The following is a 23,472-nucleotide window of genomic DNA, read 5'->3' as shown; positions in this document are numbered from 1 at the left end:
ACGTCAGCGCGCTTGCTGGGGCGGGGCAGGCGGGAAGAGCGGGGGCAGCGTGGGGACGACCACGGGTGGGAGGCCCGGGATGATCGTGATGGTGTTCGGGCCGGGCGTGGTGGTGGGGGCCTCGGTGGTGGTGGTGGAGATGTGGGGCTGGGGTGCGGCCAGGGACTCGTTGGTGGCGTCGGTGGTGGTGGGCGACGCGACCGCGGGTTCGGTGGAGGGGCGGGTGGTGCTGGCCGGGACCGAGCTGGTGACGGCGTCCTGGCGCTGCGAATCATGGGTCAGGACTTGGGATCCCCAGCCGAGGGTGATGCCGATGGCGGCCACCACGACGAGCGCGCCGACGGCGACGCCGGCCAGGCTGACCTCGCGGCGGCGGCCGAATTTCTCCGCCGCACCCGGGCGAGCCGGCCAGGACTGGCTGGGCTCCGGGGGTGTGGGTACGGCGTCCTCGCGCGGGGCGGTGGGGAACGGCGCGGGTGCGGGCCGGTGCAGGACCGGGCGGGCCAGCATGGCCGCGCCGCGGGTGACCACGGTGTCGGGAGCGGCCGGGACAATGACGGGGACGCCCAGCCAGCGTCGCAAAACCTTTGCCACCAGCGGAATCTGGGCGCAGCCGCCGAGCAGGGCGACCGCCTGCACCGGCTGCTCGGAGCGCAGGATGACATCGCGCGTCATGCGAGCGGAGGATTCGACGGCCAGCATGATGAGGGCCTCGAAGTTCTCCTGCGACAGCAGCACCAGGCCCTCGGTGGAGGGCAGTGCCACCGCGCTGCTGCTGGAGAGCTGCTCCTTGGCCTCGCGGCAGAGCTTGTCGAGCGCGATGAGCCCGGTGTGGTCCGGCGGATGAGCGATCCGCCCGGAGGCGATCTGCTGTTCGCGGATCAGCGCGTCGAGGTAGTCGCCGCTGATATCGCTGGTGCGTTCACTGAAGCAGACCTGCCGGGTGCCGGTATCGACAACCGTCACCGACAACCCGGACGCGCCTAGGTCATAGAGTGCGACGGTGCCGAAACCCTGCAGCTCCCCGGAGTATTCGAGGAATTCCAGTGCCGCCACCACGTCGGGCACCAGCTCGTAATTGGTGAACTGCCGCCGCGCCAGCTCGGCCCTGATGGCCCGCGCGTGATTCTCGTCCCGGTAGGCGATGGCGGTGGCGCTGATCCGCGAATCCGCGGCGAGCACCGCCCCGACGGCGTCGGCGACCAGCTCGTCGACCCGGCGTTCGCCGACCGGCACCGCCTGCACGTCGAACGCGTCCGGCGGGCCGTCGAATCCGCTGCGTGCCCGAGCGTATCGCTGCTGCGGGGGCGCGCCGAAATTGCGTGCGGCCTGTTCGGCGGAATCGCCGGTGAACGGACGTGCAACGCGAACCGCGCCCGCCCCCACCGAAACTCCCAGAACCGAACTCATCCGCTGCCCATCTCGTCGACACACACCCGTCGTCGCCACCTTACGACGTACCGGGCCATCCGTACACCCGCTGTACCCGCCCATCGGACGGCGTATTCGCGCCACGGACGACGGTCAACTGTCCAGGCAGCGGCCGAATTACGCCGGGCGCCGGGTCGAAACCGCTACCCCGTAATGCAACTCACTTGGACACGGGAAAATTCAGATAGGCCCGCGACGGCGTCGGCCCCCGCTGACCCTGATATTTCGAGCCCGCCGCGGCACTGCCGTACGGGTGCTCGGCCGGACTGGTGAGCCGGATAAGACACAGCTGCCCGATTTTCATGCCGGGCCACAGGGTGATCGGCAGATTCGCCACATTCGAGAGTTCCAGCGTGATGTGCCCGCTGAATCCGGGGTCGATGAAGCCCGCGGTGGAATGGGTCAGCAGGCCCAGGCGACCCAGGCTGGACTTGCCCTCCAGCCGGCCGGCCAGATCGTCGGGCAGCGAGCACACCTCGAGCGTGGAGCCGAGCACGAATTCACCGGGATGCAGCACGAACGGCTCCCCCTCGGCGGGTTCCACCAGGGTGGTCAGCTCGTCCTGCCGCTGCGCCGGATCGATATGCGTGTAGCGGGTGTTGTTGAACACCCGGAAGAGACTGTCCAGCCGCACATCGATACTCGACGGCTGCACCAGCTTCTCGTCGAACGGCTCGACCCCGAGACGTCCATTGGCGATTTCCTTACGGATGTCGCGATCACTAAGCAGCACTGTGCCATTTTGCCCTCCGCTTCGCTCCGGGCGGTTCGCGGCCCCCAAGGTCTCGTTCTTCCCTCCCTCCGCTCCTCCGTCGCTCGGCTCAGTCCAGAACGAGAGGGGCTGCGAACTTTCAGTGCTCTACCGGCGGGTTTTCCGGCGTGGACACCTCGATGACCTGTTTCGGTTTGCGCAGTCCCCAGGTGGCGTGGGCCTCGGCGCGCATGCGGGGGACCATGTGCGGGTAATGCAGTTCGAATGCCGGGCGCTCCGAGCGGATACGCGGCAGTTCATAGAAGTTGTGCCGGGGCGGCGGGCAGGTGGTGGCCCATTCCAGGGAATTGCCGTAACCCCACGGGTCGTCGACGGTCACCACTTCGCCGTAGCGGTAGCTCTTGAAGACATTCCACACGAACGTGACCATCGAGAATCCGAGAATGAACGAGCCGATGGTGGAAATGGTGTTGAGCGTGGCGAATCCGTCGCTCGGCAGGTAATCCGCGTAGCGGCGCGGCATGCCCTGGTTACCCAGCCAGTGCTGCACCAGGAACGTGGTGTGGAAACCCAGGAACGTGGTCCAGAAATGCAGTTTACCGAGCCGTTCGTCCAGCAGCCGCCCGGTCATCTTGGGGAACCAGAAGTAGATGCCGGCGAAGGTGGCGAACACGATGGTGCCGAACAGCACGTAATGGAAATGCGCCACAACGAAATACGTGTCCGAGACGTGGAAGTCCAGCGGCGGCGAGGCCAGGATGACGCCCGAGAGCCCGCCGAACAGAAATGTCACCAGGAAGCCCACCGAGAACAGCATGGGCGTCTCGAAGGTCAGCTGACCGCGCCACATGGTGCCGACCCAGTTGAAGAACTTCACTCCCGTCGGCACCGCGATGAGGAAGGTCATGAACGAGAAGAACGGCAGCAGCACCGATCCCGTCGCGTACATGTGGTGCGCCCACACCGCGATGGACAGCGCGCCGATGGCCAGCGTCGCGTACACCAGCGTGGTGTAGCCGAACAGCGGTTTGCGGCTGAACACCGGGAAGATCTCGGTCACGATGCCGAAGAACGGCAGCGCCACGATATAGACCTCGGGATGCCCGAAGAACCAGAACAGATGCTGGTAGAGGATGGCCCCGCCATTGGCCGAGTCGTAGATGTGCCCGCCCAGGTGCCGGTCCACCTCCAGGCCCATGAGCGCCGCGGTGAGGATCGGAAACGCCAGCAGCACAAGCACACTCGTGACCAGGATGTTCCAGGTGAAGATGGGCATGCGCCACATGGTCATGCCGGGGCAGCGCAGGCAGATGACCGTGGTGATCATATTGACCCCGCCCAGGATGGTGCCGACGCCGGACACCGCGACGCCCATGATCCACAGGTCCGCGCCCACGCCCGGTGCGTGTTCGGCCAGGCTGAGCGGGGTGTAGGCGGTCCAGCCGAAGTCCGCCGCGCCGCCCGGCGTGATGAATCCGGCGGTCGCCATGGTGGCCCCGAACAGGTAGAGCCAGTAGCTGAGCGCGTTCAACCGCGGAAAGGCGACATCCGGCGCGCCGATCTGGAGCGGCAGCACCGCATTGGCGAATCCGAAGACGATGGGCGTCGCATAGAACAGCAGCATGATGGTGCCGTGCATGGTGAACAGCTGGTTGAACTGTTCCGGCGTCAGGAACTGCATGCCCGGCCGCGCCAGCTCCGTCCGCATCAGCAGCGCCATCAGGCCGCCTACCAGGAAGAACGCCATGGCCGTGAACAGGTACATGTTCCCGAGCATTTTGGGATCGGTGGTGGTGATGGCCTTCCACAGATACGACCCCTGGGGTCCCATCCGCCGTGGAAATGGCCGCACGGGTTCGAGCTCGGGAACTTCACGAGCGGGCACCGCGGTCATACGTCCTCCTCGACCGCCGAGCAGGAGCACCGAGCGCACGCTTCAGCTAACGTTCAGCGCATCCAAACTTCCTGTGGTGGACGGGTTTTCGACCCTGCGGGCCAGTCTACGACCGCCCGTAGGCGGAACCAGCTGCTTCGGCGAAAGAGCTCCGCGATCTTCGGCGCGTCGCCCCGACACGGGGAACCGCCGGGGCCGGACACACCCGCGCTCACTCGCCCGCGACCTGCGAGGAGATCCGAGAAGTTGCGCCGGGCGAGAAGTGGTCTGATAGAGTCGCGTGCGCAAGCAGGACCGCGCCGGTGTGGTGTAGTGGCAACACGCTACCTTCCCAAGGTCGAATTGCGGGTTCGATTCCCGTCACCGGCTCCATGTGAAAGGCCCCCGTCCATCGGACGGGGGCCTTTCACATGCCACAGCAGGACTTTCCGCATGTCATCGCACTACTTGACGCACTCCGTGGCGATTCGCTTGGTGGCCTTGCCCGCCTTGATCAGATCCTCGGTGCCGAGGCTGACCTTGGCCGGGTTGGTGCCGTTGGCGCTGTCGATGATCTTCTGGATGCCGCTGTCGGACAGGCCTTCCTGAAGGTAGACATTGGCCACACAGTCCGCGGTCTGCTGACTGAGTTTGCCCTTGTCCTGCAAGGCTTTCGAGATCTGCTCGGCGGTCAGCGCGCTGCCGCCCGGGCTGGTGGCCGCCCCCGCCGAGGTGGTGGGCGCGCCGGACACGCTGGTCGCGGCCGCCGAGGTCGCCGTCACCGCGGGCGCGGTCGTGGTGGCGGGGGTGGCCGATTGCTGGTCATTGCTGCACGCGGACAGCAGCGGCAGCGCCAGCAGCGCCACCACGACGACGGATTTCCGCATTTGTGATCCCTCCCGGACGCCGGGCCGATCCCGGTCGATTCTGAGATTGCACACCGGCACCCGGGAGTTAACAAGCGGAGATCGAAAACCGCGGGCCACCAAGGCCACTGGCGAACGCGGTGACGATCGCGCTACCGCGGTGACCGCAGCGCTACTGCGCCGACTGCATGCAGGCGGTGACGATCTTGGTGGCCGCGGCCTGCGCCTTGTCCGTGTCGTCCTTGCTCATGCCGGCCGACTCCATGTCCGTCACATTGCCGGACTTGGCGTCGTTCTTGATCATGCGACGCAGTCCGTCCTGCGAAATACCCTGGTCCACGAAGACTTTCGCGGCGCAGTCGGCGAACTTGGCTTCGAGACCACCGGCCTGCAGGGATTTGGACACATCAGCCTGGGTGACATCGGCGGGCTTGTCGCCGCTGCCGCCGCACGCGGCCAGCAGGGGAAGCGCGACGAGCGCGGCGGCCAACAAGGAAATGCGCACTGGTGCCTCTACTCTCGAGGTTCGACGGGAGAACTGCCGCAGGCACCCTCTCACAGATCCATGGCGGCGCGCAGCGCTGTGTCGATTCGCTCGGCCGTTTCGCTGTCGACTTCGGCGATGCGACGCTCCAACCAGCCACGATAGATGCGGCCCAGATTGCCGGCGTGGACCCAGCCGTGGCCGGGAATGGGCACGGCCAGGATGTCCCGGGGATCCCCGGCCTCGACCTCGGCGGCGATCAGCCAGGGGCGCGGCGACTCGTTGATGCCGTCGCTCGAGATGAGGATGATGGTGCGGGTTCGGGTGGTGCCGTGCGGGTGGTAGACCCAGAGTTCACCCCTGCGCACGCAGCTCCTTTTCGGCGGCGAGCTTTTCCGCCTCGTCGGCCGCGGCGAGTTCGACCGGGTCCGGCACCGGGCCGCACCCCAGCCGCACGGCTTCGCGGCGCGCGGCGCGGGAAATCCACGCCGACGGCGACATGCCCGCGCGGGCGGCGGCGTCCTGTGCATAGGACCAGGCCGCCTCGTCCAGCGACAGTGTCACTTTCCGGGTTGCCATACCTTTTATCGTACCGCCGGAGCAGAATTTTCCCGCCTGTTGGCGACACGTCAACGACTGTAGGGTGAGATTCGCAGGGATCAGGACAGGGGGAGTCGCGCATGACGAAGTTGAACCATTACCGGACCGGCAGCGGCGACCCCCTCGTGCTCGTGCACGGCGTCGGCAGCCGCTGGCAGGTCTGGGAGCCGATCATCGGCCCCCTGGCCGAATCCTTCGACGTGATCGCGGTGGACCTGCCCGGATTCGGCGACAGCGCACCGATCGAGCACACCACCGTCTCCACCCTCGCCGATGCCCTGGTCGATTTCCTCGCCGCCGAGGGCATCGAGAATCCGCATCTGGCAGGCAATTCCATGGGCGGCGGCATCGCGCTGGACCTGACCGCGCGGGGCCTGGCGCGCTCGGTCACCGCCTACTCCCCCATCGCGTTCTGGGACACCGCGGGCCGCGTCTGGTGCCAGCAGGCGCTGGGCCGCGCCAAACAGCTCTCCAGGGTGCTGCATCCGGCCGTGCCCGCGGTGCTCGGAAACATCGTCGGCCGTTCCACTTTCCTCGGGCTGGTGTTCGGCAAGCCCTGGGCGATCGACGCCCAGGTGGCCGTGGACACCGTCGAGGGCCTGCTCGGCGCGGCGGGCTTCGATGCCGCGCTGGCCTCCTTCACCGACTTCCGGCTCCCCGACCGCACCGCCCTCGGCGACATCCCGATCACCATCGCCTGGGGCAACCGTGACATTCTGCTCACGTACGCCACGCAGTCCCGGCGCGCCCGCGCGGAACTGCCCGGCGCGCGGCACGTCACCCTGCACGGCAGCGGCCATACGCCCTTCTTCGACGATCCGGCCGGCTGCGCGCGCCTGCTCCTGGACCAGCTCGGATAAGGAAAGACCGTGAGCCACAACGTTTCCCTCACCTTCGACGGCGACCGGGCGTACGTGGCCCTGGACCGGCCGGACAAGCACAACGGCCTGACCATCGACATGCTGAACGAGCTGGTCCGGGTCGCCGGGATCATCGGGAAGCGCTCCGACATTCGCGCCGTCATCCTGTCCGGCAACGGACCCAGCTTCAGCTCCGGCCTGGATATCGCCAAGGCCATGGGCAACCCGCTGGACGTGGTGCGCAACTTCGTCCCGCTGCCGTGGCGTGGCACCAATACCTTCCAGGAGGCCTGCTGGGCCTGGCGGCGACTCCCGCAGCCGGTGATCGCCGTGGTGCACGGGCGCTGCTACGGCGGCGGACTGCAGATCGCGCTGGCCGCCGATTTCCGCTTCGCCACACCGGATTCGGAGTTCGCGGTCATGGAGGCCAAGCACGGGCTGATCCCGGACATGACCGGCGCGGCCACCCTGTCCCGGCTCATCGGCCTCGATCAGGCGCTGCTGCTCACCATGACCGCCGACCCGGTGGACGCCGCCTACGCCGAGCGCATCGGCCTGGTCACCGAGGTCACCGCCGACCCGCGCGCGGCCGCCGAGAAACTGGCCGACCGCATCGCCGCCCGCTCCCCGCAGGCGGTGGCGAGCGCCAAGAAACTGTTCGACCGCTCCTGGCACGCGTCGGTGCGCCGAACCCTGGCCGTGGAACGCGCCACGCAGCTGCCGCTGATCCTGAAGCAGGCGCTCGACCGTGGTAGGAATGGAAAGTAAGCCAATTCACGGCAAATAACCCGGTTTGCAAGCCCCGAATTTCGGGTATGGCTGTTAGCATTTTCACACTTTGCCAACGAGTCGAACGCATTGTGCGGCCCGTCACATACGGTGTGGTCCGCGCATTATTCGGCGAGACCCGGAGGAAGCACCGCATTGACCAAGACCGCCCCGCTGCTGCTTTCCGCGATAGCAGGTGCCACGGCCTTGCTCCTTACCGTGACCATGCCGGCCGCAGCCAATCCCAATGCAATCAACCCGATTCCGGTGCTGAACGGCTCGAACGGTTTGCCGCAGCTGCCGGGCCGCACCAAGGCGGTCTTCCAGGTCACGGGAATGGCCAGCCCCAACAACACCCAGAGCTACAACGTGCTCGGGACCGACCTGGGCATCATGTGGGACGACGGGAACGGCGAGATGCTCACCGCATTCGGTGACACCGCCGGCCTGGGCCTGCCGAATCTGCTGGTCGGAAGCACCTGGGCGTGGCGTTCGAACATCCTGCTGCGCTCACACACCCAGGACCCTGCGAACGGCATCTACTTCGACTCGGTGGTGCGCGACATCTTCGGCCAGGCAAGGGATCTGATCCCCAGCCCGAAGATCCCGTTCATCGAGATCAGCCGCATCCCCACCGCGGGCATCTCGGTCGGCGGCACCCAGTTCATGAGCCTGATGTCGGTGAAGAGCTGGGACGACGTGGGCGAGTGGACCACCAACTACTCCAGCCTCGCGGTGTCCGGCGACAACGGCGAGAACTGGGTGGAGCTGCCCGCCACCCGCCGCCCCGACGACGGCGGCAACGCGAACTTCCAGATGAACGCCTTCGCCAAGCGCGACGGGTTCCTCTACGAGTTCGGCACCGCATCCGGCCGCAACCACCCGGCATACGTCGCCCGCGTTCCCGAAGGGGCGGTCACCGATATGGGCGCGTACGAGTACTGGGACGGCGGCAAGTGGCAGAAGGACGTCAATGCGGCGCAGCCGGTGATCGGCGGCGGCGTGGCGGAGATGTCGGTGCAGTGGAACGACTACCTGGGCCAGTACGTCATGCTCACCACGGATCCGTGGAACTCGGTGGTCATGTACACCTCGCCGAGTCCCGAAGGCCCTTGGAGCGCACCGTCGGTGCTCATCGACACGCGGGAACTGCCGACGGCGTACGCGCCGTACATCTTCCCGTACCAGACCGGGCGTGACCTGTACTTCCTCACCACGGTCCACAGCCAGTACAACGTGCTGCTGATGCACACCACGCTGTAGAAAACTCGATTCCCGGGGAAACCCCGATGCGACACTCGGCCGCGAACGCCTCCGCGTTCGCGGCCGAACTCGTCTCGGTGCACAGCTCATAGACTCGTCCCCATGGATGCCGCCGAATGGGACGAGCACTACGCCAATACCGAATTGGTGTGGGGCGCACCTCCGAATGCCACGGTGGTCGAACAGGTCTTTGGGCTGGAGCGGCGGGCTCCGGTCGGCGGCGGGATCGGCGAACCGCGGCCGGAGCTGCCGCGGGTGCTGGACCTGGGGTGCGGTGAGGGCCGGAACGCCCTGTGGCTGGCCACCCACGGCTGGCGGGTGGACGCCGTCGACTTCTCCCAGACCGGCATCGACAAGGGCCGGACCGTCGCCTCGCGGCTGTCGCGCTCGGTGCGCGGGCGCATCCACTGGATCCACGCCAATGTCATGCAGCTGGACGCCGCCGGCATCACCGGACCCTACGAGCTCATCCTGCTCGCCTTCCTGCACCTGCCCGCCGCGGACCGCCGCGCCCTGCTGCTGCGCGCGGCCGAGATGCTCTCCCCCGAGGGCACCCTGCTGGTGATCGGCAATGACACCCTGAACCTGGCGGAAGGCTATGGCGGCGAGCAGGATCCGGCCCGGACCTTCACCCCGGCCGACATCCTCGCCGACCTGTCCCCCGCCGAGCCCGATATCCGCATCCGCATCGCCGACCGCGTGCACCGCCCCACCGAGGACCGCGACGCCATCGACGCCCTGGTGGTGGCGACCAGGCTCGCGCCGGAACCCCGGGACGAGCCGCTCGCCCTCGAGGCCCCGCAGCCGCCGGCGCTCGACCTCTTCTGACCGGCGCCGAGATCTTCTGACCGGCACCGCCCGGGCGATGACCGCCCGGCTAGCTGCGGACGGCCAGACCGGTGAGGCGTGCGCTCTCCTCCCAAAGCCGCGCGCGGCGGTCCGCGTCGGTGGTGTGCGCGGCGGTCGGAACATCCTTGCGGAGCACGAAGAATCGCCCGGTGATGTCGTTCAGGTCCGGTGAGGTGGCCAGCCAGACCGGCGTGTCCGCCCCGGCGTCCGGACCGGGCAGCATCGGGTTGATCCACTGCGACCAGGCGAAGGCCCGCAGCAGTCCGCGTGCGGATTCCCGGCCCAGCCCGGTGTGCCGGATGATCCCGGGATGCGCGCCGTTGACGGTGACGCCGGTGCCCGCGAGGCGCTCGGCCAGGCTGTAGACGAACATCGCGTTCATGTTCTTGGTGCGTCCGTAGGCCACGAAAGGCCGGAAACTGGGCGGGAATCCGAGTCCGCGGGCGTTCTCGAAACCCAGATCGTCGAGGTCGACGGGCACCCGTCGCAGGGCCTTCGGTGAGGCTCCGACCACCACCAGCCGCGCGGATCGTCCTGCGGCGGCTAGGTTTTCACCGAGCGTACGCAGGAGCAAGTACGGCGCAAGGTGATTGGTGACCAGTGTGCGTTGCAGGCCCTCCGCCGTGTGGTCGCCGAGGTCCGCGACCACGGCCGCATTGCTGATCAGGAAGTCGATCCGGCTGTCCCGCAGGCGATCCGCGAGCTGTCGCACGTCCTCGAGCAGCGACAGATCGGCGAGTTCACCCCGCAGTCTCGCGTCTGGAACCGCCGCCTTGATCCGGTCCTGGGCGGCGCTCAACCGGCCGTGGTCTCGTCCGACGAGCACCACCTCCGCTCCCATGCCGGCCAGCTGTCGTGCGATCGCTTCTCCGATGCCGTTCGTCGAGCCCGTGACGACGGCCGTTGTTCCCCGGTCCATAACCCACTCCCTCAGAGGTTGACAACGTCAACCTAGGCGCGCAGGTTGACGCTGTCAACCGCCGACTACGATGGGCCGATGCCGCCGTCCACCCGCACCGTGCTGCTCGATTCCGCGCTCCGCCTGCTCGACGCCGGCGGAGTCGAGGCCGTCACGCTGCGCGAGGTCGGCAACGGCGCGGGCGTCTCGCACAACGCGCCGTACAAGCACTTCGCCAATAAGGAAGCTCTGCTCGCGGCGGTCGCCGCACGCGAACTGTCCGAGCGCGCAGTCGATTTCGCCCGCATCGTGCAGGAGCGCCCGGAACCGGTCGAGATGCTGCGCGGGGTGCTGCACGGCTACATCGCCTGGGCGCTCGACCATCCCGCCCGCTTCAAGCTCGTCTTCGGCCGCTGGGCCGACGAGACGCCCGAACTCGCCGAGACCGGCCGCAATGCCCAGAACGCGCTGATCGCCCTGGTCGGGCAGGCGCAGGCCGCGGGCAGCTTGCCCGGCGGGGACACCGAGCGGATGGCCTCACTGGTCCGCGCGGTGGCCCACGGCGCCGCCGACCTCGCCTCCTCGGGCCACCTCGACGCCAATGGCAAGGGCCACGCCGATCCCGCCGACCTCATCGACGACCTGCTCGGCTACCTGGGCCGGGCCCGCTGAGCGCTCAGCTCGCGGACCAGCGCTCCAGCCAGGGCGTGAGCACGGCGACGATCTCCTCGAACCCGGCCCGATACGAATGCGCCTGTCCCGCAACGACATGCACCTCGGTCGCGTCGGCCGCATCCGGAATGCCGAACGGATCGCGCGCCCCATTGACCACGACGACCTCGATATCGCCGGGTGCGAGCAGCTCCTCACGTCGCGACTTCTCGGGCTTACCCGGCGGGTGCAGCGGGAACGACAGCGCTACCACCCCGCGCGCCCCGACCTCCTGCGCGGTCCGGCACGCCACCCGCGCGCCATTGCTGCGCCCGCCCTGGACCAGCGGCACCCCGCGCATCTTCTTCCGCAGTGCCGCAATGATTTCCAGCCACGCCGCGTCCTGCACGTCGGCCTTGCCCGGCGCGCGCCGCCCCGCCACCCGATAGGGCTGGGTCACCAGCGCCACCGCGCCGCCCATTTCCACCGCCGAATCCCGCAGGGCCAGTATGTCTTTCGCCTCGACGCCGCCGCCGGCGCCATGGGTGAGCACGAGCAGGAACCGCGGCTTCGCCCGCCCGCGCCGCTCGATCTCCACCTCCGCCGGTCCGGCACTCGTCTCGATGCGCATGTAGGCACCGTAATCAGGGGCACGGACCGGGCTCGCGCGGCACACCGGCGGACCTCGCCACCGCCGCCGGACCTCGATCGACCAGGCCGCGACGAGCCCGGCAACCCCGGGTCCCGGCAACTCGCGTGCTTTCAGTCACATTCGGCCGTGATGACCTTGGCGCGCCTCTTACCGGTCGGTAACATGACGCATAAGTTACCCGCCAGTAGCGCTGCTTTACGGTGTCTACCCGGTGGAGACCTAACGGGCGGGAACGGCACACACCGAACCGCACCCATCTCAATGGAGAGTGAGTACGACCATGGGTCACTACAAGAGCAACGTTCGCGACCTCGAGTTCAACCTCTTCGAGTTCCTCGGCATCCAGAAGCTGCTCGACGCGGGCGCCTACGGCGACCTCGACGCCGACACCGTCAAGGAAATGCTGAACGAGGTCCGTCGTCTGGCCGAGGGCCCGCTGGCGGATTCGTTCGTCGACGGCGACCGCAACCCGCCGACCTTCGACCCGGAGACCCACACGGTCACCCTCCCCGACTCCTTCAAGAAGTCCTACCGCGCCCTCGAGGACGGCGGCTGGTCCAAGGTTCCGGTCCGCGAGGAGCTCGGTGGCCTCGGCGCCCCGTCCGTCATCGGCTGGGCCCTGGGCGAGATGATCCTCGGCGCCAACCCGCCGGCCCAGATGTACGCCGCCGGTGCGGGTTTCGCGCAGGTCTTCTACAACAACGGCACCGATGAGCAGAAGAAGTGGGCTCAGAAGATCGCCGACCGCAACTGGGGCGCCACCATGGTGCTGACCGAGCCCGACGCGGGCTCCGACGTCGGCGCCGGGCGCACCAAGGCGATCCAGCAGGAGGACGGCTCCTGGCACATCGAGGGCGTCAAGCGCTTCATCACCTCGGGCGACTCCGACGACCTGTTCGAGAACATCATGCACCTGGTGCTGGCCCGCCCCGAGGGCGCCGGCCCGGGCACCAAGGGCCTGTCGCTGTTCTACGTGCCGAAGTTCCACTTCGACTTCGACACCGACACCCTGGGTGAGCGCAACGGCGTGTTCGTCACCAATGTCGAGCACAAGATGGGCATCAAGGTCTCGGCCACCTGTGAGGTCACCTTCGGCGGCCACGGCATTCCGGCCAAGGGCTGGCTGGTGGGCGAGGTCCACAACGGCATCGCGCAGATGTTCGACGTCATCGAGAACGCGCGAATGATGGTGGGCACCAAGGCCATCGCCACCCTGTCGACCGGTTACCTGAACGCGCTCGAGTACGCCAAGACCCGTGTGCAGGGCGCCGACCTGACCCAGATGACCGACAAGGCCGCCCCGCGCGTCACCATCACCCACCACCCGGACGTGCGTCGTTCGCTGGCCATGCAGAAGGCGTACGCCGAGGGCCTGCGCGCCGTGTACCTGTACACCGCCGCGCACCAGAACGCCGACATCGCCGAGCTGGTCTCGGGTGCCGACAAGGACACCGCGTTCCGCGTCAACGACCTGCTGCTGCCGATCGTCAAGGGTGTCGGTTCCGAGCGGGCCTACCAGTACCTGACCGACTCGCTGCAGACCTTCGGTGGCTCCGGCTTCCTGCAGGACTACCCGATCGAGCAGTACATCCGCGACGCCAAGATCGACTCGCTGTACGAGGGCACCACCGCCATCCAGGCGCAGGACTTCTTCTTCCGCAAGATCGCCCGCGACCGCGGCGTGGCGCTGGCCCACGTGGCCGGCCAGGTGCAGAAGTTCATCGAGCGTGAGGGTGGCAACGGCCGCCTGAAGGCCGAGCGCAAGCTGCTGGCCACCGCCCTCGAGGACGTGCAGGGCATGGCCGCCACCCTGACCGGGCACCTGATGGGCGCCCAGCAGGACCCGAAGGAGCTCTACAAGGTCGGCCTGGGCTCGGTCCGCTTCCTGCTGGCCGTCGGCGACCTGATCATCGGCTGGCTGCTGCTGGCCCAGGCCGAGGTCGCCATCAACGCCCTCGACAACGGCTCCAACGAGCCGTTCTACCAGGGCAAGATCGCCACCGCGCAGTTCTTCGCCCGCAACGTGCTGCCGGAGCTGACCTCGATCCGCACCGTCCTGTCCAACCTGGACAACGACATCATGGAGCTGGACGAAGCGGCCTTCTGACGCAGGGTCCCGGGGGCTGTGCCCCCGAACCCCCAGTACCAAGCGATGCGGCCCGGAATCTTCCGGGCCGCATCGCTTTCGGCGTTTCTTCGGAGGCGGCCTACCAGTGCTCACCCGAGGCGGAGGCGGAGATGGTGCTGATGAAGCCGAGGAGGAAGTGAGCCAGCCAGTCCATGAGGTACCCGTCCGTCGTACTGAAAGATGAATGCCTAAGAACGCTATCCGCAACCGATGCCGAACGGTTGCCCCGAACTTCCCGGGCATCAACCGCACGGCTGCTCGGTCCATGACGCATCCGATCCCCGCCGCGACCTACAGCACACTGACAGCAATCTCAACGCGGTGGGCGGTTTTCAAGTTATGAAGTCGGCAAATGCCAGGGACTCCACCGCTCACGACCATTTTTTCCAGCTGTCAGGAAATTTTCTGCAACGATAACTGGGGGCAAAAATAGAGCTCCGTGCGGTTGCCGGGTCGGGGGTCTGGCAACAGCACGGAGCCATCCCTTCTATCGACACCCATTCCAGGGCGTTACACACCCGTTCCGCCCGAATGAAAAAATTTCGCGGCCCGCCGCTGGGGGGACAATCGAGACGGATCGGAACCGTACGACGCGAGGAGACCACTCATGGAGCTCGGAATGATCGGACTCGGCCGGATGGGCGCGAATATCGTGCGCCGGATCGTGCGGGACGGGCACACCGCCGTCGGCTACGAACGCCACCCGGAGCACATCGAGGAACTCTCCGCCGAACTCGGCGACAGTTTCCAGGGCAGCACCGAACTCCCCAAGTTCGTGGCCATGCTCACCGCCCCGCGCGTGGTGTGGGTCATGATCCCGGCGGGCGCCACCGGCGCGGTCATCGACACACTGGCCGGGCTGCTGGAACCCGGCGACATCATCATCGACGGCGGCAACAGCCGCTACCACGAGGACATCGCGCGGGCGAAGGCCCTGCGGCCCAAGGGCATCCACTATGTGGACATCGGCACCTCGGGCGGCGTGTTCGGGCTCGAACGCGGCTTCTGCCTGATGATCGGCGGCGAGAACGACACCGTCGCCCACCTGGACCCGCTGCTGAAATCGATCGCGCCCGGCGTGGACGCCGCACCGCGCACCCCCGGCCGCACCGGTACGCCCTCCACCGCCGAACAGGGCTACCTGCACTGCGGCCCCGCGGGTGCGGGGCACTTCGTGAAGATGGTGCACAACGGGATCGAGTACGGCGCGATGGCCGCGTACGCGGAGGGCCTCAACATCCTCCACCGGGCCGATGCCGGCGAGCACCAGGACACCGAGCACTCCGCGGAGGTCACCCCGCTCGAACACCCCGAGCACTACCGCTACGACATCGACGTCCCCGAGGTCACCGAGGTGTGGCGGCGCGGTTCGGTGGTCGCCTCCTGGCTGCTCGATCTCACCGCAGCCGAGCTCTACGCCGACCCGAACCTCGATTCCTTCGGCGGCCGCGTCTCCGATTCGGGCGAGGGTCGCTGGACCCTCGATGCCGCCATCGACGAGGGCGTGCCCGCCCCCGTCCTGTCCGCGGCCCTGTTCCAGCGCTTTTCCTCCCGCGGCGAGGGGCTCTACGCCGACAAGGTGCTTTCTGCCATGCGCCAGGCCTTCGGTGGTCACCATGAGCTACCGCAGGGGTGAATGCGCCATGCGTGATGGCACACCCGGTGTCGATGGCGGGAGATCGAAGAACTCCGGCTACGGTCGGGGCATGCGCCTTGTACCGGGAATCGTCGTCGCGGTGACCGCACTCGTGCTGTCCGGCTGTTCCAGCAGCGACAACTCGTCCACCCAATCCGCGCAAACCAGCAGCGGATCCCCGAGCAGCACCACCACCATCGCCGCACCGCCGGCCACGACTCGGGCGCAGCAGGATTGCGCGGCCGGCTACCTGTCGCAGTTCACGCTGCGGCAGAAGCTGGCGCAGCTGCTCACCGTCGGCGTCACCGGCGAGGCCGATGCCGAGAACGTGGTGAAGACCGAGCAGATCGGCGGCATCTTCATCGGCAGCTGGACCGACAAGGCCATGCTGGCCCAGCACCAGGTGGACGCGGTCCAGAAGGCCTCGCGGACACCGCTCATGGTGACCATCGACGAGGAGGGCGGGCGGGTCTCGCGCGCCAAGGACCTGATCGGGGCCGCGCCCTCGTCCCGGGTGATCGCGCAGACCATGAGCCCGGACGAGTTCTACACCTTCAGCCTGGACCGGGCGCAGAAGCTGAAGGCGCTCGGCGTGACCGTGGACTTCGCGCCCGACGCCGATGTCAGCAGCCAGCCCGACGATTCGGTGATCGGCGACCGCTCCTTCTCCGACGACCCGGACGTGGTGGTGCAGTACGCGGGCGCGTTCATCCGGGCCTTCAAGGACGCCGGGGTGGGCAGCGTCATGAAGCACTTCCCGGGCCATGGTTCGGGCTCGGGCGACTCGCACACCGGCGCGGTGCAGACCCCGCCGCTGGATCAGCTGCAGAACAAGGACCTGGTGCCGTTCCGGCAGCTGGTCGATTCGGGTGCGGCGGTCATGGTCGGCCACCTGGATGTGCCCGGGCTCACCACCCCGAATGTGCCGGCCAGTATCAGCCCGCAGGCCATGGCACTGCTGCGGCAGGGCACCGGCTATGGCGCAGCACCCTTCGACGGCGTCATCTTCACCGACGATCTGGGCGGCATGGCGGCCATCACCAATCGCATGAGCATCGAGGACGCGGTGGAGACCGCACTGATCGCGGGCGCCGACAATGCGCTGTGGATCACCACGGACGCGGTGCCGAAGGTGCTCGACCGGCTCGTCGACGCGGTCAGCAGCGGCCGCTTACCGGGAGCCCAGGTGGATGCCTCGGTGCTTCGCATGGCAAAGTTCAAGGGCTCCGCGCCGCACTGCTGAGCAAACTTCCGGTTTCGGACATCTCACGGATCGGCCCGCCGCGGCGCGAAAGCGCTGTTGAGCGCGGTATTGGCGAAGGACCGGCAATTCACGCTCATGGAACTTACCATGGAGTAAGATAAGGACTTCGACGCTCGCCGAGAGCGTCGACTGTCCGGTCTTAGGAGAGTGAATGGCAGGCGGAACGAAACGGCTTCCTCGCGCGGTGCGCGAGCAGCAGATGCTCGACGCCGCCGTGGAGGTCTTCTCGCGCAAGGGGTACCACGACACCTCCATGGACGCCATCGCCGCCGAGGCGAAGATCTCCAAGCCGATGCTGTACCTCTACTACGGATCCAAGGACGAGCTCTTCCGCGCCTGCATCCATCGCGAGAGCATGCGGTTCATCGAAGCAGTCGCGGTCGCGGGCAACCCCAAGCTCACCCCGCACGAGCAGCTGCGCGCGGGCCTGGAGGCCTTTCTGTCCTACGTGGACCAGAACCGGCTGTCCTGGCAGGTCCTCTACCGGCAGGCGCTGGGCCAGCAGCCCTTCGCCTCCGAGATCGCCAACAGCCGCGACCGGGTCATCGAACTCACCGCCAAGCTGCTCGAATCCAGCGCCAAATACGCCGAACCGGGCACCAATTTCGAGGTGGTGTCGGTGGCCGTGATCGGCGCGGGCGAGGCCATCGCCGACCGGGTCGCCAGCGGGCAGATCGATATGGCCGAGGCCGTGAACCTGCTCGACGATCTGGCCTGGCGCGGTCTGTCCGGCAGCAAGAAGAAGACCGAACCGGTCTGACCGGCGCCCGCGCCGTCCGTCGTACGGCTGACTTGCCGCCACGCCCCTCGCCTGCCACAGTTCGCTGCGATCGTGTTGCAGGACGGCCGCTTCGGCCGGGGATGGGGATCGTCGTTGTTCGGCTTGCTGAAGCCGTGTGCGCACAGTGCGGTGCGGCACGGTATCGACCCGTCGGCCTGGCAGACCCACCTGTGCGGTCTCTGCCTGGGTTTGCGTGACGGCCACGGCCAGCTCGCCCGCGCGGCGACCAATACCGATGCCATCGTCCTCGAAATACTCACCGAGGCACAGCAATCCGAGCCGTCCGCCCGCACCGGCGCGGGTCCCTGCCCGTTGCGGGGCATGCGCCGCGCCGAGGTGGTCGCCGCCGGCGCGCCCGGCGTGCGCCTCGCCGCGACCGCCTCACTGCTGCTGGGCGCGGCCAAGATTCGCGACCATGTCGACGACGGCGATACCCACCGCCTGGCGCGCCGCCCGCTCACCCGCGTCTCCACCCGGTGGCACACCCGGGCGCGCGCCACCGCCGAGCCCCTCGGCCTCGACGTCGAACCGCTGATCGCCGCGATCGAATCGCAGCTGCGGCTGGAGAATTCGCCCGAGAGCACGCTCGCCGAGCTGACCGCGCCGACCCAGCTCTGCGCGGCGGAATTGTTCGCGCACACCGCGATTCTCGCGAACCGGCCGGAGAACGCCGACGCCCTGCGTGAGGCGGGATGGCATTTCGGCCGTATCGCACATCTGGCCGACGCGCTCGAAGACCTCGACGCGGACAACGCCCAGGGCCAGTTCAACCCGCTGTCGGCCACCGGAACCACTCCGGAACAGGCGCACGCCCTTGTCGCCGAATCGAATTCACTGCTGCGCGCTGCCCTCGCCCGCGTCGCCCTGGACCGCGCCGCCACGGTCCGCTGGATCCTGCTCGACCCGCTGGGAGGCGTGGTCCGCAAGCTGGGCCGGGCCGCGGGCATCGCGCACACCTGCACCGCCCACACCTGTCGCGCCCACTCCGCGACGGCATCCGAGGCGGCACCGCGCGGCGGGCAGCCCTGGCAGCCCGGTCCCGGACCGGACTACCCCGGGCCCGGCGGACCGCAGTATCCCGGCTCGGAGCCGCAGTTTCAGCCGCCGTGGCAGCCGGGCGCGCCGTTCACGCCGCAGCCGGGGCTGGTGCCGCCCGGGCCGGGAGGACCGCCGATACAGCGGCCGAGCCTGCTCGAGGGGCTGGGGATCATCGGCACCCAGTACTGCACCGGCTACGCGTGTTTCAAGTGGCACACCCGCCCGTGCAGCGGGCATCGCAAGGCGCCGTGGATCGATCGCTGCGACTGCGACTGCTGCGATTGCTGTAGCAACTGCAACTGCGGCGGCGGCCATCACCACGCCGCGGGCGGCGGTGGCGGCTGCTGCGACGGCCACGGCTGCTGCGACTGCAACTGCGGCGGGTGTGATTGCGATTGCTGCGACGGCGACTGCTGCGACTGTGACTGCTGCGGATGCGATTGCAGCTGCTGAACATCGCGAGCCGAGACCGGCACGGCGGCCCCTCTTGCGTCGTGTGATCGCCGTGCAAGGGGCGTGCAAGCGGTCCTGCCCAGGCTGGAAGCATGACAACGGCACATGTTCCGGTCCTGGTGTCCGGCGGCGGTCTGGTCGGATTGTCCGCCGCGCTGTTCCTCGAATACCACGGCGTCCCTTACGTTCTGGTGGAGCGGCGGGCGACCGCCTCGCCGCTGCCGCGTTCGCGGGGGCTGCACACCCGCACGGGTGAGATGTACCGGCAGGCCGGGGTCGAGGCGCAGATCCTGGCGGCGGCGGCGAGCGCGTTGCGGGCGGGGAAGTTCGGCGGCGCGTGGACCGGCGAGTCGGTGCGGACCGCGGAATCGCTGGATCTGTCGGGGCTGGGCGCGGCCATGGCGGCCGCGGACCCGAGTCCGTCGCAGTTCGTGTTCCTGCCGCAGGTGGAGCTCGAACCGGTGCTCGCGCAGGCCGCCCGGGAGCGCGGCGGCGACCTCCGATTCGGCACGGAGCTGGTGGAATTCGAGCAGGACGGGACGGGTGTCAGCGCGCTGCTGCGGGACGCCTCGGGTGCGCGGTCGCTGCTGCGGGCCGATTACGTGATCGCGGCGGACGGTGCGGGGAGTCCGATCCGCCGGGCGCTGGGCATCACCGGCCGGGAGCTGTCGCCGACCCACCACTATCTGAATGTGTTCGCCCGCACCGACCTCACCGGCCTGCTCGACGGCCGCGCCTTCAGCCAGTGCGAGATCACCGGCCCGGCGGTGCGCGGACTCGTGTTGTCCAAGAACAACACCGGCGAATGGTCCTTCCACATCGAATACGACCCGGCCACCGAATCGCCCGCCGACTGGCCGGATGCGCGCTGTGTCACGGCCATTCGCGCCATGGTCGGCGCACCTGATCTCGAGGTGCGGATCCTGGCCCGCAGCGCCTGGGACACCGGCACTTTCGTGGCCGACGAGTACCGCCGCGATCGAATCTTCCTGGTCGGCGATGCGGCGCACCGCCACGCGCCCTGGGGCGGCTACGGCGGCAACACCGGCGTCGCCGACGCGCACAATCTGGTCTGGAAACTGGCGGCCACCCTGCACGGGAACGCCGGTCCGGCGCTGCTGGATTCCTATGCGGCCGAGCGCCGCCCGCGCGCCGAGGTGGCGGTCGAGCAGTCGCGTCTGGGCACCGACTTCCGGACCCGCTACGGCATCGAAACCCCTGGCAATGCCGACGATCTGGCCCGCAGACTGGATACGGCGACGGTGATGACCCGCTACCGCTATACCTCGACAGCCGCCCTCACCGCGCCGGGCGCAGCCCCGCATGTCGCGACTCTGCGGGGCCGGACGGGAACCCGCCTCCCGCACTGGTGCGTCGACGCCGGCTGGTGGACCCCCTCCACCCTGGACCTGTGCGGCCCGGGTTTCACCCTGCTGGTCGCGGGTCCGGCCGGGGCGTGGCGCACGGCCGCCGCGCAGGCGCGACGCGCCACCGGTATCGATCTGGCCGTGCACGCCCTGCCCGCGGCCGACTGCGCGGCGCATGCCGGGCTGGCCGCCGGGGAGGCCCTGCTGGTCCGGCCGGATCACCACATCGCGGCCGGCCCCGATTCCGGGCTGACGCCGGACTGGCTCGGTGACGTGCTGACGCTGCTGGTGGACGGCAGCAGTGCGCCGATGCACTCGCCCATCGCCTGACCCGCTCCGGAAATACAAGAGCCGCACACTGTTTCGGCCGGATGTAGAAACCCCTGCGTGGCGACATCCGAATTCGAAACAGTGTGCGGCTCTTCACCCCCGTCGGGCGGACCGCCGGATGGCGGCCGCGCCCGAATCTTCGGGTGTCAGGCTCGACACTTCCTCGCACTGCAGGTTTTCGACCCTACCCGCGCGGCGAGGTTTCAGCGCAGCGTAGCGGTCAGGTGCGGGTAGCCCTTCTTCGGGTTCTTCAAGGACAGGTCCCACCCACCGGACACCTGGTCCGCGTACAGGTTCACCGTGGACGGCAGGAAGATCGGCTTGCCGAACTTCACCGCGTAGGTGACCTGGTCGGGGATCCGGCCCTCGAGCGCGCCGAGCACGGTGGCGGCCGACCACATGCCGTGCGCGATCGGCTTCGGGAACCCGAAGGCCTTGGCGCCCAGCGCCGAGGTGTGGATCGGGTTGTGGTCGCCCGAGGCGCCCGCGTAGCGGTTGATCATCTTCTGATCGACGCGCAGCGCGCGCAGCGGCGGGGGCGGCACCTCGTCCGGCTTGGGCTCGGGCTTGGGCCCGCCCGACAGCGAGGTGCGCTGCTGGTGCAGGAACGTGGTGACCTGGCGCCACACCAGCTCCCGGCCCACACTGACCTCGGTGACGGCGTCCACCAGCAGGCCCTTGGGGTGCTCGCGCAGGTTCTCGATGTGGGTCTCGAAGTCCAGCGGCTCCGACACCGAGATCTCGCGGGTGCGCTCGATGACGTTCTCCGCGTGCACCGCGCCCACGGCCACGAACGGGAAGTCGCGGGCGACGACCAGCTGCATGGCCAGCGGGAAGCTGAGCACGAACGGGTAGGTCAGCGGCAATGCGTCGCCGAAGCGCAGGCCGGTGGCCCGGCAGTAGGCGGCGAGGTGGTCCGGGTCGACCTTGAAGCTCTCGAGCCGGACACTGCGGTCCGGCAGGGTGGGCTTGCGGGCCGACAGACCCGGCACCGGCAGCGCGCCCAGGGCGGCCTTGACGAACAGGCCGCTGTTCTTGGGCACCTCGGTGAGGTTGATGGTCTGCGTCATCATGCTCCGATCAGGGCCTGGCCGCAGACGCGAACGATATTGCCGGACACCGCGTTCGACGCCGGGGAGGCGAAGTAGGCGATGGTCTCGGCGACGTCCACGGTCTGACCGCCCTGCAGCAGCGAGGACAGCAGGCGCCCGCCCTCGCGGGTGGCCAGCGGGATGGCGGCGGTCATGGCGGTCTCGATGAAACCGGGGGCCACCGCGTTGATGGTGATGCCCTGCTCGGCCAGCTTCGGGGCCTCGGCGTTCACCATGCCGATGACACCGGCCTTGGAGGCGCCGTAGTTGGTCTGGCCGCGGTTGCCGGCGATGCCCGCGATGGAGGACACGTCGATGACCCGGCCACCCGTGCGGAGCGCGCCCGCGGCCACCAGGCCCTCGGTAATGCGGTGCGGCGCGGCCAGGTTCACGTTGATGACCGAGTTCCAGCGGCCCTCGTCCATATTGGCGAGCAGCTTGTCGCGGGTGATGCCGGCGTTGTGGACGACGATGTCGATGCCGCCGAAGCGCTCGGTGGCGAAGGCGGCCAGCTTCTCGGCGGCGTCGGTGGCGGTGACGTCGAGGGCGAGCGCGGTGGCGCCGACCTTGTTGGCGGTCTCCGACAGCGCCTCGCCGGCGGCCGGGATGTCGGCCACGATCACGGTCGCGCCGTCCCGGGCGAAGACCTCGGCGATGGTGGCGCCGATGCCGCGGGCGGCACCGGTGACCACGGCGACCTTGCCCTCCAGCGGCTTGTCCCACGAGGCCGGGGCGGTCGAGTCGTCCTTGCCGACCCGGAAGACCTGGCCGTCGACGAACGCCGACTTGCCGGACAGCACGAAGCGCAGGGTGGACTCCAGACCCGTTGCGGCCGTGGCGGCCTCGGGGTGCAGGTAGACCAGGTTGCTGGTGGCGCCGCGCAGCAGCTCCTTGCCGACCGAGCGGGTGAAGCCCTCCAGCGCGCGCTGCGCGATCTGGGCGTCGACCGAATCGGTGAGCTCAGGGGTGGTGCCGATGACCAGCACGCGGCCGGAGGCGGCGATGCTGCGCATGGCGGGCTGGAAGAACTCGAACAGCTGCTGCAGCTCCTCGATGGTGCGGATACCGGTGGCGTCGAAGACCAGCGCGCCGAACTTCACGCCCGGGGTGACCGCGTCCACGAAGGTGTAGTCGCTCAGCAGGTTCCGCACGGCGTCGGCGACGCGGCCCTTGCCGCCCAGCAGCACCGGGCCCGGGAGCGCGGCCTCGCCGGCCTTGTAGCGGCGCAGCGTCTCCGGCTGCGGCAGGCCCAGTTTCGAGGCCAGGAACGCGCCCGGCGCGGAGTGAACGAACGATCCGTACAGGTTGGGAGCGCCCTTGCTCTTGCTGGCAGCCACGTTTCCTACCTTCTCTTGTGTGAGTGAGTGGTCCTCGCCCGCTCGGGCCTTGCGCACCGGCCTCGGGAGCGGTTTTGCGCACATGTGCGGGGTACGGTGTCGACAATGAACTTACTCCAGAGTAAGTTTAATGTAAACCG

Annotated in this window: 22 protein-coding genes and 1 tRNA gene; 12 read left to right on the top strand and 11 right to left on the bottom strand. The window is 68.4% G+C overall.

The genetic code is table 11. The features are described 5' to 3' along the window. Positions 1–3: 3 nt before the first annotated feature. The 3 genes from ACFXHE_RS40945 to ctaD form a co-directional block, all read right to left on the bottom strand. On the bottom strand, positions 4–1,410 hold the full coding sequence (locus tag ACFXHE_RS40945; RefSeq protein WP_379390634.1) for an Hsp70 family protein: 1,407 nt from the start codon (positions 1,408–1,410) through the stop codon (positions 4–6). 181 nt (positions 1,411–1,591) lie between these two features. Next, complete coding sequence (dcd, locus tag ACFXHE_RS40940; RefSeq protein WP_354841295.1) at positions 1,592–2,164, bottom strand: dCTP deaminase; 573 nt, start codon at positions 2,162–2,164, stop codon at positions 1,592–1,594. Positions 2,165–2,282: 118 nt separating this feature from the next. Beyond that, positions 2,283–4,037: a cytochrome c oxidase subunit I gene (gene ctaD, locus ACFXHE_RS40935; RefSeq protein WP_379390631.1), complete on the bottom strand. Its 1,755-nt coding sequence runs from the start codon at positions 4,035–4,037 to the stop codon at positions 2,283–2,285. Positions 4,038–4,335: 298 nt separating this feature from the next. Here ctaD and ACFXHE_RS40930 point away from each other — a divergent pair. Beyond that, a tRNA-Gly gene (locus tag ACFXHE_RS40930) sits at positions 4,336–4,409 on the top strand. A gap of 71 nt (positions 4,410–4,480) precedes the next feature. Here ACFXHE_RS40930 and ACFXHE_RS40925 read toward each other — a convergent pair. The 4 genes from ACFXHE_RS40925 to ACFXHE_RS40910 all read right to left on the bottom strand — a co-directional run bounded on the left by ACFXHE_RS40925 (position 4,481) and on the right by ACFXHE_RS40910 (position 5,945). Next, the gene (locus ACFXHE_RS40925) at positions 4,481–4,903 is read right to left on the bottom strand and encodes a hypothetical protein (RefSeq protein WP_379390629.1); all 423 of its coding nucleotides are present in this window, start codon (positions 4,901–4,903) and stop codon (positions 4,481–4,483) included. Positions 4,904–5,054: 151 nt separating this feature from the next. Further along, positions 5,055–5,387, bottom strand: coding sequence for a hypothetical protein (locus ACFXHE_RS40920; RefSeq protein ID WP_354841288.1), 333 nt, complete (start codon positions 5,385–5,387; stop codon positions 5,055–5,057). A gap of 50 nt (positions 5,388–5,437) precedes the next feature. Beyond that, positions 5,438–5,734, bottom strand: coding sequence for a hypothetical protein (locus ACFXHE_RS40915; RefSeq protein ID WP_364609652.1), 297 nt, complete (start codon positions 5,732–5,734; stop codon positions 5,438–5,440). Beyond that, entirely contained in the window at positions 5,721–5,945 is a 225-nt protein-coding gene (locus ACFXHE_RS40910) for a hypothetical protein (protein WP_040862373.1), read from the bottom strand. Before ACFXHE_RS40910 ends, ACFXHE_RS40915 begins: the two co-directional genes overlap by 14 nt. A gap of 101 nt (positions 5,946–6,046) precedes the next feature. On the opposite strand from ACFXHE_RS40910, the gene ACFXHE_RS40905 reads away from it, so the two are divergent. The 4 genes from ACFXHE_RS40905 to ACFXHE_RS40890 all read left to right on the top strand — a co-directional run bounded on the left by ACFXHE_RS40905 (position 6,047) and on the right by ACFXHE_RS40890 (position 9,685). Beyond that, positions 6,047–6,826, top strand: a complete 780-nt coding sequence (locus ACFXHE_RS40905) for an alpha/beta fold hydrolase (protein ID WP_379390627.1) — start codon at positions 6,047–6,049, stop codon at positions 6,824–6,826. Positions 6,827–6,835: 9 nt separating this feature from the next. After that, a complete protein-coding gene (locus ACFXHE_RS40900; protein WP_379390625.1) occupies positions 6,836–7,594 on the top strand; it encodes a crotonase/enoyl-CoA hydratase family protein in 759 nt (252 codons plus the stop codon). 156 nt (positions 7,595–7,750) lie between these two features. Next, the gene (locus ACFXHE_RS40895; RefSeq protein ID WP_379390623.1) at positions 7,751–8,857 is read left to right on the top strand and encodes a DUF4185 domain-containing protein; all 1,107 of its coding nucleotides are present in this window, start codon (positions 7,751–7,753) and stop codon (positions 8,855–8,857) included. Positions 8,858–8,959: 102 nt separating this feature from the next. Continuing rightward, complete coding sequence (locus ACFXHE_RS40890) at positions 8,960–9,685, top strand: class I SAM-dependent methyltransferase (RefSeq protein WP_379390621.1); 726 nt, start codon at positions 8,960–8,962, stop codon at positions 9,683–9,685. Positions 9,686–9,734: 49 nt separating this feature from the next. Here the strand turns inward: ACFXHE_RS40890 and ACFXHE_RS40885 are convergent, their stop codons facing one another. Further along, positions 9,735–10,625 (bottom strand): SDR family NAD(P)-dependent oxidoreductase, encoded by an 891-nt coding sequence (locus ACFXHE_RS40885; protein WP_379390619.1) that lies wholly within the window; start codon positions 10,623–10,625, stop codon positions 9,735–9,737. Positions 10,626–10,703: 78 nt separating this feature from the next. On the opposite strand from ACFXHE_RS40885, the gene ACFXHE_RS40880 reads away from it, so the two are divergent. Continuing rightward, a complete protein-coding gene (locus tag ACFXHE_RS40880) occupies positions 10,704–11,276 on the top strand; it encodes a TetR/AcrR family transcriptional regulator (RefSeq protein ID WP_379390617.1) in 573 nt (190 codons plus the stop codon). Between the two features lie 4 nt (positions 11,277–11,280). On the opposite strand, the gene ACFXHE_RS40875 is transcribed toward ACFXHE_RS40880, so the two are convergent. Next, positions 11,281–11,886 carry an alpha/beta family hydrolase gene (locus ACFXHE_RS40875; protein ID WP_379390615.1) on the bottom strand — a complete coding sequence of 202 codons (606 nt, stop codon included), beginning with the start codon at positions 11,884–11,886 and terminating at the stop codon, positions 11,281–11,283. 301 nt (positions 11,887–12,187) lie between these two features. Here ACFXHE_RS40875 and ACFXHE_RS40870 point away from each other — a divergent pair, with 301 nt between their 5' ends. The 6 genes from ACFXHE_RS40870 (at position 12,188) to ACFXHE_RS40845 (ending at position 20,904) form a co-directional block, all read left to right on the top strand. Continuing rightward, positions 12,188–14,014 carry an acyl-CoA dehydrogenase gene (locus ACFXHE_RS40870; RefSeq protein ID WP_379390642.1) on the top strand — a complete coding sequence of 609 codons (1,827 nt, stop codon included), beginning with the start codon at positions 12,188–12,190 and terminating at the stop codon, positions 14,012–14,014. A gap of 628 nt (positions 14,015–14,642) precedes the next feature. After that, the gene (gene gnd, locus ACFXHE_RS40865; RefSeq protein WP_379390613.1) at positions 14,643–15,671 is read left to right on the top strand and encodes a phosphogluconate dehydrogenase (NAD(+)-dependent, decarboxylating); all 1,029 of its coding nucleotides are present in this window, start codon (positions 14,643–14,645) and stop codon (positions 15,669–15,671) included. A 70-nt stretch (positions 15,672–15,741) separates the two neighbouring features. Next, complete coding sequence (locus ACFXHE_RS40860) at positions 15,742–16,914, top strand: glycoside hydrolase family 3 N-terminal domain-containing protein (RefSeq protein WP_379390611.1); 1,173 nt, start codon at positions 15,742–15,744, stop codon at positions 16,912–16,914. 172 nt (positions 16,915–17,086) lie between these two features. After that, positions 17,087–17,695 (top strand): TetR/AcrR family transcriptional regulator, encoded by a 609-nt coding sequence (locus ACFXHE_RS40855; RefSeq protein WP_356995924.1) that lies wholly within the window; start codon positions 17,087–17,089, stop codon positions 17,693–17,695. 114 nt (positions 17,696–17,809) lie between these two features. After that, positions 17,810–19,207: a DUF5685 family protein gene (locus ACFXHE_RS40850; protein ID WP_379390609.1), complete on the top strand. Its 1,398-nt coding sequence runs from the start codon at positions 17,810–17,812 to the stop codon at positions 19,205–19,207. 92 nt (positions 19,208–19,299) lie between these two features. Further along, on the top strand, positions 19,300–20,904 hold the full coding sequence (locus ACFXHE_RS40845) for an FAD-dependent monooxygenase (RefSeq protein ID WP_379390607.1): 1,605 nt from the start codon (positions 19,300–19,302) through the stop codon (positions 20,902–20,904). Between the two features lie 203 nt (positions 20,905–21,107). Here ACFXHE_RS40845 and ACFXHE_RS40840 read toward each other — a convergent pair whose 3' ends face one another. Together ACFXHE_RS40840 and ACFXHE_RS40835 are read right to left on the bottom strand one after the other, a co-directional pair. After that, complete coding sequence (locus tag ACFXHE_RS40840; protein ID WP_379390605.1) at positions 21,108–21,977, bottom strand: MaoC family dehydratase; 870 nt, start codon at positions 21,975–21,977, stop codon at positions 21,108–21,110. Beyond that, positions 21,974–23,332 carry a 3-oxoacyl-ACP reductase gene (locus ACFXHE_RS40835; RefSeq protein ID WP_379390603.1) on the bottom strand — a complete coding sequence of 453 codons (1,359 nt, stop codon included), beginning with the start codon at positions 23,330–23,332 and terminating at the stop codon, positions 21,974–21,976. The genes ACFXHE_RS40840 and ACFXHE_RS40835 overlap by 4 nt, the downstream gene beginning before the upstream one ends. Between the last annotated feature and the right edge of the window lie 140 nt (positions 23,333–23,472).

Origin of the sequence: Nocardia sp. NPDC059229 (genome assembly GCF_042754165.1) — a bacterium.
Classification (GTDB): Bacteria; Actinomycetota; Actinomycetes; order Mycobacteriales; family Mycobacteriaceae; genus Nocardia.
Note: the sequence above shows the minus strand (reverse complement) of the source record. Positions and strands in the feature narration are given on the sequence as shown.